The sequence below is a fragment of the Sporosarcina sp. JAI121 genome (assembly GCF_013408665.1).
In the GTDB taxonomy this organism is placed as follows: Bacteria; Bacillota; Bacilli; order Bacillales_A; family Planococcaceae; genus Sporosarcina.
Genome location: NZ_JACCCL010000001.1, coordinates 52,475 through 65,023, shown reverse-complemented (window position 1 = coordinate 65,023; position 12,549 = coordinate 52,475). Strand labels below are relative to the sequence as shown.

The following is a 12,549-nucleotide window of genomic DNA, read 5'->3' as shown; positions in this document are numbered from 1 at the left end:
TAAAAAGAAAAGAGTCCACTGTTTCAGCGACTCTTTACGAGTAGGTCTACTGCTTCTTTTACGATATCCTCTTGTGTTCTTGAGTTACTTTCATCCAATTGTTGAATACATTCAATCAGATTGGAGCTGACGATAACACCAATCGTCCTATCTATTGCTGAACGGGAGGCCGACAATTGTGTAATTACCTCTTTACAATCCTTATTGTCATCCATCATTTTTAAAATGCCTTTAATTTGACCCTCAATCCGTTTCAACCTGTTTTTCATTTTGTCATCGTATTCCATGTTCGCACTTCCTTTGATTTATGCTATAGCTGTATATTATACCCCCTCAGGTATAATATCAACCCCTTCGTTTTTATTACAGAAAAAATTTTTTATAACACAGGAAAAGCTATTAATACCGCCAATAAAATCTACTTTCCTGCAAATTTCGTGATATTATGGTATACTAATACTAGACAACATGTGTTTAATCGTTTATGGTTAGTTGTTTTCCATCTTCATCTACTCGTTGCTCCGGGTTTCCCAAAAGCACTTTTTAATTAGATGATAAGATGAGAATGGACAATAGGGGGAATTCGAATGGCTTTTCCACGCAGGGAAAAAGAAGTATCGGATTTTGTCGCAGCGCGCAGAATCGACGAACAGATTTCGTTTGTCCGCAATGATCACGAAGTCAATGGCACTATCTTTAAAATACTTGAGAACTCCGTCATCGTTGAAATTACATCGAAGGACGCCGAACTTATTGGTGCCGCTTCAAATCTTACTGTTGTTTCACATAAGAATTACTCAATCATTTAAAAAATAGACGAAAAAGGCATCCGCTGCTGAAGCGATGCCTTTTTTCTATGCTCATCCCTGTTAGAATATGAAACGTACAAACGTGTAATCTGCTACTATGAGAACAACCGTCCCTGCAAGTCCTGCAATGAACGGCCTCACGCCTGCATTGCGGAATGCCTCGAACTTCACATTCAAACCCATGCCCGCCATTGCCATCGCTATCAACAGATAAGCTAGCGTGACGGAAAGTGACGCGACCGCTGCCGGTACAACCCCGATGGAATAAAGTGCACTCACCGCGAGGAACCCGAAGATGAACCACGGAATCGGAAGTGTCTTTATGTTGAACCTTTCTCCTGACCGGTTATCCTTCCGCGTCTTCCATATTCCGATCGCTCCGGCGACAACTACAAGTAATATGACACGGGTCAATTTCACGACAAGTGCAAAATCAAGAGCTTCCGGCCCGCCGACATCTCCCGCAGCAACAACATGCGCAATCTCATTCCGGAAGAAAAAGCGTGAATTTACACAATCGGAAGGATTTTTCTTCCTTGCGCTATTGACGCGTCCTATCTTTTCCCGTACAGACACGGTAAATTATTCCGTAAAACGGAACAGTCTGATAAGATAGATGAATCAGTACTTCATTTATGGGAGGAATACATTGAAATGAAAGAGAAACTAATTGAGCGCCTTGTACGCTATGCAAAAATTGATACACAATCGGATGCCGGGAGTTCGTTAACACCTTCAACACCGGGCCAATGGGACCTTCTGCATGAATTACAAAAAGAACTTGCGGATATCGGGATGGAAGAAATCACTCTCGATGAAAACGGATATTTGTTTGCTACACTTCCTGCCAATACGGACCGTGACGTACCTGTCATCGGGTTTCTTGCACACGTTGATACGGCGACCGATTACACCGGGAAAAACGTCAACCCACAGCGCATCGATAACTACGACGGCAAAGATGTTCAACTGAACGACAGCACCGTAATGACTGTTAACGCTTTTCCAGAGCTAAAAAATTATATTGGCCATACCCTTATTACAACAGACGGTACAACACTTCTCGGCGCTGACGATAAAGCAGGGATTGCTGAAATCGTCACGGCGATGGAATTTTTGATTGCAAACCCTGACCTGAAACATGGAAAACTACGAATCGCTTTCACACCAGATGAAGAAATCGGTCGTGGACCGCATAAATTCGATGTTGAAAAGTTTGGTGCTAAATACGCCTATACGATGGATGGTGGTCCACTTGGGGAGCTGCAATACGAAAGCTTCAACGCAGCGAGTGCTAAAGTTACCTTCTGTGGCGTAAGCGTTCATCCTGGTTCTGCTAAAAATAAAATGGTCAATTCAGTTCTCCTAGCCAATCAATTCCAATCTGCAATGCCAGCGGATGAAATTCCAGAGAAAACAGATGGCTATGAAGGTTTTGTCCATCTCATGCAGTTCAACGGATCCACCGAAGAGTCAACGCTCGGCTACATCATCCGTTATTTCGACCGCGAAACATTCGAAGCGAGAAAACAACTGATGATTGAAACTGCCGGTAAGCTGAAGAAAGAGTATGGTGAAAACGCAGTTACTCTCGAGATTGAAGATCAATACTTCAATATGGGTGAAAAGATTGAACCGGTGATGGAAATTGTCGATATCATTTCTGACGCATTTAAGAGTCTCAACATCGAGCCGAATATCGTACCCGTACGCGGCGGCACGGACGGGTCCCAATTGTCGTACAAGGGAATGCCGACACCCAACATTTTCACGGGCGGAGAAAACTACCACGGTAAATACGAATACATCTCTGTCGACAATATGGAAAAAGCGACAAATGTCATCATCGAGGCAGTCAAACTGTTTGAAGAGCGCGCATACTAAACGGGTACAAATAATCCATACTTCTTGGAATTTATACGAGGGGGGTAGCTTGTGAAGGAAATTGGGATAGGAGTACTCTCCTCCGTTTTCTTCGCGGTAACATTCATTTTGAACAGATCGATGGAACTATCTGGCGGAAGCTGGCTGTGGAGCGCTTCCCTGCGCTATTTGTTCATGTTACCGTTTTTGATCGCCATCGTCGCATATCGTAAAGGGCTCGGCGAGGTGAAGAAGGAAGTAATTGCGAAACCTGCCCTGTTTTTCATTTGGAGCGTTACCGCCTTTGTTTTGTTCTACGCACCACTTACATATGCAGCCGCTTATAGTCCGGGTTGGCTTCTCGCCGGTACTTGGCAATTGACGATTGTAGCAGGTGTCCTGCTCGCCCCGTTTTTCACCCTTATTGTAAAAACGAATGATGGTGAACAGAAAATCCGACAAAAGATTCCACTTGTATCTCTCGGTATTACACTTATCATTTTTGCCGGTGTCGTACTTATCCAAATTCCGCATGCGCAAAGCGTTGAAGTGAGGACGCTGATGCTTGGCATCATTCCCGTCGGATTTGCGGCATTCGCCTACCCGCTCGGCAACCGGAAAATGATGGAGCTTCTTGGCGGTAGGCTCGATACGTTTCAACGTGTACTTGGTATGACGCTCATGACGATTCCTGTTTGGATCGGTTTTGTCATCTATGCGTTATTGACAGTTGGTCCCCCTTCCATGAGCCAGCTTGGTCAGTCATTCATCGTCGGTGTCAGTTCCGGCGTTATTGCAACAACATTATTTTTCATGGCAACCGACCGCGTGCGGGGAGACCAAGGAAAACTCGCCGCTGTGGAAGCGACACAATCCACACAACTAATTTTTGTTATGCTGGGTGAAATGATGATTCTTGGCATTGCACTTCCAGGCGCCCTTTCTCTCGTCGGGATTGCGGTTATTATTGCTGGTATGGCGTTACATAGTTTTCAAACAGCATACGCCAAGAGAAAATTGCCCACTACCGATTAAGGAGTGGGCAATTTTTTACGGGTTGCCAGTGCTATTAACGATCGTATTCCCCTATTGTCTCAACAGCTTTTTCCGTTATCGACGTATCTATCGCTTTATCAAAATCGATTTCACCGCGGATAGCACCATTTGCTTTATAGGCATCGTATTGCTTTTTAATATCGTCGATGAACATCTTTCCATCGGGATCTAGGCCGGTGACATTTACTTTTTCCCATAGGGCCGGATCTTTCAACGCTGTATGCTTCGTCATAATGTCAATAATTTTATCTTTTCCTTCGCCTTTAATAAATGCATCGTTGTAATCGCGTACACCTTTCAAATAAGCCGACATGAATCGCAGCGAAATATCTTTTTCTTCCCCCATGAAATTCGGTGATCCAAGAACCAAGGCAATTTGGGATTCTGGTGCATAATCGGTCGCATCGCCAAATCGGACGTGGAACCCTTTATCAATTCCCTGTGCAATAAGCGGTTCAATATTAACCGCCGCATCGATTGTTCCATTGCTGATTGCACCGAGCATACTTCCAAAGTCGCTCATTAGGACAAACTCCACGTCGTCCTTTGTCAAACCGGCATGTTTGATCAGTTCATCGTAAATATATTCATCAATCGAGTTGTGTGAAGATACACCAATTCTCTTCCCTTTAAGGTCTTTATACTCTTTAATTACGTCGACCATATGGTTACCGATGACAAGGGTAAAATATGATTTCCCCGGCACGTTATGTCCTTTATCTGCAATAATCTTTACGTCAATTCCCTGAGATATCGCGTTAAAGAACGATGCAGTCGAAACACCTCCAGCAATATCCACTTCCCCGGCCGCTAATGCCGGCAGCATATCATCGCTGTTTGCGAACTGGGCAAACTCCACCTCAATGTTATAGTCTTCAAAATACCCTCGCTCTTTTGCAATGTAAAAACCTGCACCAGAAGCTGCACCGTCCTCCGCAATGACAACTTTTGCTCTTTTTTCGAGCGGCGCCAGATCACCGGAAGGATTATCTACGGAAACTTTTTCAGGCGTTTTATCATCTGTTATCGGTCCTGCCGTCTCTTTCGGTGAACAAGCACCAATCAGGAGGGCTAACGCAACTAACGATAGCAACCATCCACTCTTCATCCACTTTGCCATCGAACCTCTCCCTTTCATCCATCTTCTCGTCTTGACTGCTGTACTTCTTCCTGCAAGTGTTTCCATATTTCTACAAACTGTCCGGCCATGACCGGATTTTCACGAATGTCTTCGATTTTTCGAGGGCGCGGCATATCAACAATGATTTCCCGAATGATCCTACCAGGCTGCGAACTCATAAGGAGAATACGATCACTCAGCAATAACGCTTCATCGATACTATGGGTGATGAATAGAATCGTCTTCCCTGTTTCCGACCAGATCGATAACAGCTCTTCTTGCAAGATGAATTTGTTTTGTTCATCGAGAGCCGCAAACGGTTCATCCATCAATAATATTTCAGGATCATTAGCAAATGCCCGTGCTATACTCACCCGTTGTTTCATCCCCCCCGAAAGTTCTTTCGGATAAAGGGATGAAAACTTTTCCAGACCGGTCTTTTTTAAATAATACGCTGTACGCTCTTTTATGAGCTCTTTCGGCAAATGACGCATTTTGAGACCAAACTCCACATTCTTTTCGACAGTGAGCCAAGGAATGACGCCCCTTTCCTGGAACACCATCGACTGCAGCGGCCGATCCTCCCCATCGGTCGCAATCGTAAATTCTCCGATACTTGGGTTCTCGAGCCCCGCCAATATACGCAGCAACGTCGACTTTCCGCATCCGCTTGGTCCAACGATGCAGACAAATTCTCCATCGTCGATTGTAAGATTAATGTCGTCCAGTGCCGTGACGCTGCCTTGTTTTTTATAAAATGCTTTCGTCAAATTACGAATGATAATTTTAGCTTTCCTGCCCATCTGCTCACCTCCACGGTAACATCTTTTTCTGGATTCCTCGGAGCAACAGCGAGAACAGATAACCGAAAAATGAAATGAGGATGAGCCCGACATACATTTCTTGAAGTAAGAACGCTTTGTACGAAACCCAAATCAGATAGCCGATTCCTGACGTAGCCCCCATCATTTCCGCTGCCACAATCGTCAGAAGTGCAATCGCCTGCCCCATCTGAATCCCTTCCAACATAACCGGCATCGCGCCCGGCAAAGCGATTTTCATGAAGAAGTCCATTTTTCCGGCACCATAATTTTTTGCTACATCTAAGTAGATAGAGTCGATATTAATGACCCCGGCAGCCGTATTGATAACTACAGGAAAAAAGACACTCCCTGCAATCGTAATGACTTTTGATAAATCTCCAATTCCAAAAAGAATAATAATGATTGGAAGCAAGGCAAGTGTAGGAATCGGCATAAGAGCCATCACTATCGGCGATACGAAATGGCGAATTGGCGAATATAGCCCCATCAACAGACCGATGACGATGCCCGGTATGACGCCTAATAAAAATCCGGCGAAAATCCTGTACAATGAAACACCGATATGACCTGCCATTTCACCACTTGAAATCATCCCGAAAAATGTGCTCACAATCGCAGAGGGAGGCGGAAAGAAGCGAATATCGATCATTCCAGTCCTCGACAAGAATTCCCACAACAGAAGTAGGAAAATAGGCGAAGCAATCGTTAACATCTGTTTTAGCCGTTCTTTCGTTTGTCTTTGTTTCCACTCACGCTGTTCGATTTCAAATGGATCGTATCGTACAGCCTTATCATCACTTTTCAACGTCCACCACCTCTTCATTTAAATAGTATGTATCAGCCTAAAAAAGTGTGTTGGGCGCACGCGAAAAAAAACGGGCTACTTCCACTGTTTTACAACAAAAAAATCCACAGAGCTAAAATGCTCCATGGATGATGTCCGAATTTAATTACCCGCGCCACATCCCCATACCACCCGTTACATTCGATACGTCCGTGAAGCTGGCCTTTTTTAATATCCTAGCTGCTTGCGAACTGCGCATGCCGCTTTGACAAATAACCACGGTCTCTTTCGATTTATCCAAACTTATCATCCGTGATTTTAATGTGTTCAATGGGATGTTCTTAAATTCCTTGATATGGCGCCCTTTATATTCACCGGGTGTCCGAACGTCGATGAATTGTATCGATTTATTTTCCAACATTCCAAACAACTCTTCCGTAGAAATGGAACGTAACCCCTTTGCAGGAAACATTCGCCAGCTGAAAAATCCGACGATTAATAAAATAAAAATCCATTTCATACAATCCCCCCTAATCTTCATTTAATCTTAATTGAAAATATACCATGCGGGGTATATCATGACAATGGATTTGCTTTAAGCATCAAAAAAACAGCGCTCTTCGTAAAAAACGCTGTTTCGATATTAATATAATATGCCAGTTTTTTTGGCATCAAACAATAACTCTTCCCGGAATGCCGGATGGGCTATGTCGATGAGTGCTTTTGCACGTGCAGATAATGACTTTCCGTGCAGACTGGCAATTCCATATTCAGTGACGATGTTGTCAACGTCATTTTTCGACGTTGTTACGACAGAACCTGGGGTCAATTGTAGCTTAATGCGCGAAATGGTGTCATTTTTCACTGTCGAATGCATGCAAATGAACCCTTTACCATGTTTTGCAAAACGTGCGCCACGAGCAAAATCGGCTTGTCCGCCTGTCGATGAATAATAACGGCCGCCAACAGTTTCAGAAGCACATTGTCCATAAAGGTCCACTTCCGTCGTCGCATTAATGGAAACAATTTTTTCCTCTTTCGCAATTTCACGTGGATCGTTCACCCTGCTTACCGGTAAAAATTCCACCGCTGGATTTTCATGGAGAAAATCGTACAGACGCTGTGATCCAAATGCAAATGTTGCTACAATTTTTCCTTTATGCGTGAACTTACGCGTTCCATCGACCGCTCCTGCTTTTACAAGATCGACGATACCGTCTGTCAACATTTCAGTGTGGATACCAAGATGACGGTGGTTTTTCAACATACTCATAACCGCATTTGGAATAGCACCGATTCCTATTTGAAGTGAATCACCGTTTTCTATCATATTCGTTACGAATTCAGCAATCTTAAGATCCTTCACTCCGATGACAGGTGTCCTTTCTTCGGATAAAGGCATATCATTTTCAACATAACCCGCAATTTGGCTAATATGAATCTGGTTTTCACCATAAGTCCGCGGCATATGCCTATTCACTTCCAAGACAAACGGCACATGACCGATGAATTCAGAAATATAGTCCGCCTGTGTGCCCAAGGAGAAATAACCATGTTCATCCATTGGCGACGCAACTGTCATGATCATCGACATGTTGGTAACTTCCTTCAACATGCGCGGAACCTCATGGAAAACATTCGGAACTAATTCAATTTTGCCTTCTTGATAAGCTTTTCTTGTTGCGCCGCTTAAAAAGTACGAAACGTGTGAAAGATGACCTTTCATTTTACCGTTTATATAATCCCGCTCCCGAAGAGTTAGCATTTGATGGATTTTAACGTCATGTAATTCTGTATGATTCGCTTCCAATAAATCTAGCAGCCGGTGAGGTTCCCCATTAGCTATCGGAACGATGATATCCGCCTTTTTCCCAATCAAATCTATGAACTTTTCTGCATTCATTCGTTTTTCCACTTTGATTTCCACCCCTATAAGTATTCATCCATTCACCTATTCATCAAGTATACAGTAGACTGAGCGCTCGCTCAACTTGATGACTTGCCACTTGGAACGATATAATGGAGATATGACAAATTTAACTCCGGACCAAATTAGACAACTGAATATGTACAGTATTTACATCGAACAGCCCGGGCAAAACCTGTTCACCTTGGAAACGCTGCATGATGCAAACAAAACGGAAGATATATTAAATGTCGTCCAAGCAGTGAGCGGTAGCCCTAACCGAACTGTAGCATCATCTTACTTCATGCGTCGTTTCGGGATGTTCACCGCGATGCAATTTTATAACTTGGCGGCGTACGATGAAATGTGGGATGGGGCTAAAAATCATCTTCATTTTGGCGCAAAGGTAGAATACGGGAAGCTTTCAGTCAGTATTTTCGCATCTCCGGAAGACTGGCGATATGTAGAAGAGGATGAGCGTCGGATAGTCATCAGACGAATCCTAAAAGACCAGTGCGATGCCGTCATCAGGCGGATTCGTACTATCACATCTGTTTCGCCGTTGACGTTATGGGAGAATATTTTCGGATTTCTTCTGTGGCAATACCACGTACTACTGGAAAACCCAGCTACTTCCGTGGGAGCACGCGCAGACCTCGAGATGTTGAAAGACGATGCACTTTGGGAAGGTATCGCACCTCGTTCATTATTCGCAACTTACTTACGGGGATGCGAACCTTCCGCACTCTTGAATACGGAAGTACGAACAACCTGTTGCTTTTCTAAAGACGTCCCGGGCCTTATGCAGTGCGGATTTTGCCCATTGAAATGAAAACCTTATTTCATTCCTTCCGATAACTCTTGGACCAAACTTTTAATGAATAAATCGTTCCACCGGCTGCGCCACCATAGAAAAATCCCATGAAAATGCCTGCAGACAAGTTGCCTTGATGACTGATGAATATCGACAAAACAAGCCCAATCAGTGTCGCCGCGGTAGAAAACCAACTTTCAGGGAGTTTGAAAAATAGTTTTAACAATAACACGCCTAGAAGTATAACGGGAATTGCCCAAAAAGCATCCCAGACATTCGTATGGATAATAGGGAACTCATTCCACATGAAATCATTCCTTTTTTATATCAGCTTATCCATTTCAAAGGTGATTCAATACACTTCTTGAAGATGAAAGGCGGGAAATAAACATGTTAGCCAAAGGCCATACGGTTCACGGGAAAATCCTCGATGACGAAACGCGCTGTGCACATTATCATTCTGAAGTTGATCGGATTGCCATTAAATTCTATTGTTGTGATACCTACTATCCATGTTATAAATGCCATGAAGAAGATGGTTGCGGCAGACCTGATGTCTGGCCTACAGAAAAGTTTGATGAAACAGCAATTCTTTGTGGTGCTTGCGGTCATGAGCTGACTATTAACGATTATTTGGACTGTAAATCGGCATGTCCCGAATGCTCCGCAGCATTTAATCCAGGGTGTAGCTTACATCGGCATCTGTATTTCGAGATATGAAAAAGAAGCACATTCCACAATGGGATGTGCTTCTTTGAATTAACAGGCTATACTGTAGACGTTGCCGCCTCTTTAATTTCTTTACGTCTGGCGTAAATATTTTTGACAATCGCTTTACCGACTGCATACGTCGGAACGGCAACGATGATTCCAAGGAAACCTCCGATATTACCGGCCGCCAATATGACGGTAATGACTGTTAGCGGATGAATATCCAGTGTTTTACCCATGATATTCGGTGTAATGAGATTGCTTTCGATCTGCTGAGCAACAACCATGACGATTGCAGCCAGAATGCCAGTTTTTGGATCCTGTATGAAACCGATGATAATTGGAGGTACAGCCGAAATCCAGGGACCGATGAATGGAATAAGATTCATGAAGAGACCGAAAATCGCCAGTAATAAAGCATATTCCAGACCGATACTCAAGTAACCTATGAACAGCAATATCGCTAATAAAAAGCTGATTAACAACTGCCCTTGGATATAAGAACGGAGTACAGTATCGATATCATGTAACGTTTTTTTTATCCATTCCCGCCGTTTTTCCGAAAAGAAATTGTAAATGAAAGGCGCAAATTTCTCGTGATCTTTCAGCATAAAAATGAAGAAAAATGGAACAAGTATAAGCAAGAACATCGCCTGTAAGAAGGATTGTAAAAATTGGACAACCCATTTTCCGAAATTGACTGCAATGGATTGAATTGAGTTAGCTGCACTGTCAATGGATTCTTCAAGCTTTGGCGGTAAATCATTTTTTTGTTGAAGTATTATGTCCTTCATTACAGTGATTTCTTTGGTAATTACAGGTGCATTATCAACCAAGTTATTTATTTGCTTTGTTACTGGAGGACCAATAATCGCCACAAATATCCAAACTACTGCGATTAGAATTGCAAAGATAGAGAGAATGCTACCCCACCGCGGCACTTTCCGTTTTTCCAGAAATCGTTGGATTGGCTCTGTAATATAATATAGAACTCCGCCAAGTAGAAGCGGCAGAAAGATAGCTTTTGCAATGATAACTAGCGGCGCTAAAATCCCTTTGATCTCCATAAAGTATTTAATTATGAGCATAGCAAGCAGTATCCCGACACCCACTTGAAACCATAATTTCTTTGTCATATATCACACTTCCTTTTCAGTCCAGCCTTTTAATATATCGCTGTATTAAGTATACGTTGTTATACGTATAACGTCGAAGGAAGTTTCAAGTTTTCCAAAAAAATTATATCACTCTACACGAAGCACTATTCCGTTTCCGGAAGGATCCTCTGTCTTATATCCACCGCCAGCCGATCCTACCCTCGCCCCCAGCGATTCCACTTTTACAACTGCTTCTTTGATTGAGGACTCATTCGGATAAATAAGCGTATATGATTGAAGTCCGACACTTCCCGCTTTAGGGCGTGTTACACCTTCGCCATTCCACGTATTCAAGCCAATATGATGATGGTATTTCCCGTTCGACATGAATAAAGCTTGTGGATAGTTGGTCACGACTTCAAATCCAAGTGCATTATAGAATACTTCCGTTTCAGGCAAGTTTGCCACATGCAAATGAATATGCCCCATCACCGTTCCAGTAGGGAGTCCATCCCATGTCTTTCCTGCACTTTCTGCAATAATATCTTCCCCGTCGAGCGGATCCGTACTCATTGCAACTTTTCCATTTTCCCAGATCCAGACATTGGGGTCACGATCTGTGTAAATTTCGATGCCATTACCGTCAGGATCTGACAAATAGAGCGCTTCACTCACTTTGTGATCAGAAGCTCCGATTCGTATATTATGTTGGACGAAATGTTTAATGATAGCTCCTAAATCGGCTCTCTCTGGCAATAAAAGCGCATAGTGATACAGTCCAGATCGACGTGGTTCTTTCTGCGTCACATTTTCCGGTTGTTCGATAATTAATAGCGGCATCTTCCCGTCTGCTGTCAGCACTACTCTATTCGATTCTTGCTCAAGTATTTTAAAGCCGATCACTTCTTTGTAAAAACGGACGGATCTGTCTAGATCCAAGACGTTGAGGTGTACTTCCCCTGTATACGTATACGGTGCTTTATGAAATTTCATTTGTATTCCTCCTATATCAATTCGGTAAGTAACTTACTTTATGTAACTAACTTTATATGTTAGAATAGGAATTGTCAATAAAGGAGCTGATATTTTATGAATGAATTTGAACTTTGTCCGCGTTTCGAAAAAGCTGTTTCTATTTTAAGCCAACGCTGGACTGCTCTTATTTTGTATCAATTAATGGCAGGACCGCAGCGTTTTTGTACAATGACCGACAAACTCGGCATCAGCGGGAAAACATTATCCGAACGATTAAAAGATCTTGAACAGCAAAACTTTGTCATTCGTAATGTTTACCCTGAAACGCCTGTGCGAATCGAATATACATTAACAAAAAAAGGGATGTCTCTTACACCGATCATGAAAGAAATTGAAAACTGGTCGAAAACATGGATTGAGCAAACGGAAGTGCAAGATAACATATAATAGAGCTGACTACTTTATCTTTTAATTCACACTAATCTCATTAAATCAAAATTAAATAATAATGATTTACACCTTCACCCCTCTGCTTCATTATGCTAAAGTAATGAAATATATAAACAATTAATGATAACTATCATGAGAGC

General features: G+C 42.8%; 16 protein-coding genes. 6 read left to right on the top strand and 10 right to left on the bottom strand.

All coding sequences use genetic code 11. From position 1 onward, the window contains the following. Positions 1–23: 23 nt before the first annotated feature. Positions 24–287 (bottom strand): metal-sensitive transcriptional regulator, encoded by a 264-nt coding sequence (locus HDC33_RS00360; RefSeq protein ID WP_179390561.1) that lies wholly within the window; start codon positions 285–287, stop codon positions 24–26. A gap of 300 nt (positions 288–587) precedes the next feature. Between HDC33_RS00360 and HDC33_RS00355 the strand changes: the two genes are divergently transcribed. Next, a complete protein-coding gene (locus tag HDC33_RS00355) occupies positions 588–809 on the top strand; it encodes a DUF2187 family protein (protein ID WP_179390560.1) in 222 nt (73 codons plus the stop codon). 60 nt (positions 810–869) lie between these two features. On the opposite strand, the gene HDC33_RS00350 is transcribed toward HDC33_RS00355, so the two are convergent. Next, positions 870–1,385, bottom strand: a complete 516-nt coding sequence (locus tag HDC33_RS00350; protein ID WP_179390559.1) for a YeiH family protein — start codon at positions 1,383–1,385, stop codon at positions 870–872. A gap of 78 nt (positions 1,386–1,463) precedes the next feature. Between HDC33_RS00350 and pepT the strand changes: the two genes are divergently transcribed. After that, positions 1,464–2,693: a peptidase T gene (gene pepT / locus HDC33_RS00345; RefSeq protein WP_179390558.1), complete on the top strand. Its 1,230-nt coding sequence runs from the start codon at positions 1,464–1,466 to the stop codon at positions 2,691–2,693. 51 nt (positions 2,694–2,744) lie between these two features. Further along, a complete protein-coding gene (locus HDC33_RS00340; RefSeq protein WP_179390557.1) occupies positions 2,745–3,707 on the top strand; it encodes a DMT family transporter in 963 nt (320 codons plus the stop codon). A 34-nt stretch (positions 3,708–3,741) separates the two neighbouring features. Here the strand turns inward: HDC33_RS00340 and HDC33_RS00335 are convergent, their stop codons facing one another. From HDC33_RS00335 to HDC33_RS00315, 5 genes are all read right to left on the bottom strand, one after another. Then, on the bottom strand, positions 3,742–4,848 hold the full coding sequence (locus HDC33_RS00335; RefSeq protein WP_255457256.1) for an ABC transporter substrate-binding protein: 1,107 nt from the start codon (positions 4,846–4,848) through the stop codon (positions 3,742–3,744). A 14-nt stretch (positions 4,849–4,862) separates the two neighbouring features. Further along, entirely contained in the window at positions 4,863–5,651 is a 789-nt protein-coding gene (locus HDC33_RS00330) for an ABC transporter ATP-binding protein (RefSeq protein ID WP_179390556.1), read from the bottom strand. A 4-nt stretch (positions 5,652–5,655) separates the two neighbouring features. Beyond that, positions 5,656–6,384, bottom strand: a complete 729-nt coding sequence (locus tag HDC33_RS00325; RefSeq protein WP_370457444.1) for an ABC transporter permease — start codon at positions 6,382–6,384, stop codon at positions 5,656–5,658. Positions 6,385–6,622: 238 nt separating this feature from the next. After that, a complete protein-coding gene (locus tag HDC33_RS00320) occupies positions 6,623–6,976 on the bottom strand; it encodes a rhodanese-like domain-containing protein (RefSeq protein WP_179390554.1) in 354 nt (117 codons plus the stop codon). Between the two features lie 123 nt (positions 6,977–7,099). Continuing rightward, entirely contained in the window at positions 7,100–8,359 is a 1,260-nt protein-coding gene (locus HDC33_RS00315) for an acetyl-CoA hydrolase/transferase family protein (RefSeq protein WP_179392557.1), read from the bottom strand. Positions 8,360–8,483: 124 nt separating this feature from the next. Here HDC33_RS00315 and HDC33_RS00310 point away from each other — a divergent pair, with 124 nt between their 5' ends. After that, positions 8,484–9,194 carry a hypothetical protein gene (locus tag HDC33_RS00310; protein ID WP_179390553.1) on the top strand — a complete coding sequence of 237 codons (711 nt, stop codon included), beginning with the start codon at positions 8,484–8,486 and terminating at the stop codon, positions 9,192–9,194. A gap of 10 nt (positions 9,195–9,204) precedes the next feature. Here the strand turns inward: HDC33_RS00310 and HDC33_RS00305 are convergent, their stop codons facing one another. Next, complete coding sequence (locus HDC33_RS00305; protein WP_179390552.1) at positions 9,205–9,483, bottom strand: hypothetical protein; 279 nt, start codon at positions 9,481–9,483, stop codon at positions 9,205–9,207. An 83-nt stretch (positions 9,484–9,566) separates the two neighbouring features. On the opposite strand from HDC33_RS00305, the gene HDC33_RS00300 reads away from it, so the two are divergent. Continuing rightward, positions 9,567–9,896 (top strand): CHY zinc finger protein, encoded by a 330-nt coding sequence (locus HDC33_RS00300; protein ID WP_179390551.1) that lies wholly within the window; start codon positions 9,567–9,569, stop codon positions 9,894–9,896. Between the two features lie 47 nt (positions 9,897–9,943). Here the strand turns inward: HDC33_RS00300 and HDC33_RS00295 are convergent, their stop codons facing one another. Beyond that, on the bottom strand, positions 9,944–11,023 hold the full coding sequence (locus tag HDC33_RS00295; protein ID WP_179390550.1) for an AI-2E family transporter: 1,080 nt from the start codon (positions 11,021–11,023) through the stop codon (positions 9,944–9,946). A 108-nt stretch (positions 11,024–11,131) separates the two neighbouring features. Next, positions 11,132–11,977: a VOC family protein gene (locus HDC33_RS00290; protein WP_179390549.1), complete on the bottom strand. Its 846-nt coding sequence runs from the start codon at positions 11,975–11,977 to the stop codon at positions 11,132–11,134. Between the two features lie 96 nt (positions 11,978–12,073). On the opposite strand from HDC33_RS00290, the gene HDC33_RS00285 reads away from it, so the two are divergent. Continuing rightward, positions 12,074–12,406 (top strand): winged helix-turn-helix transcriptional regulator, encoded by a 333-nt coding sequence (locus tag HDC33_RS00285; RefSeq protein ID WP_179390548.1) that lies wholly within the window; start codon positions 12,074–12,076, stop codon positions 12,404–12,406. Positions 12,407–12,549 lie beyond the last annotated feature (143 nt).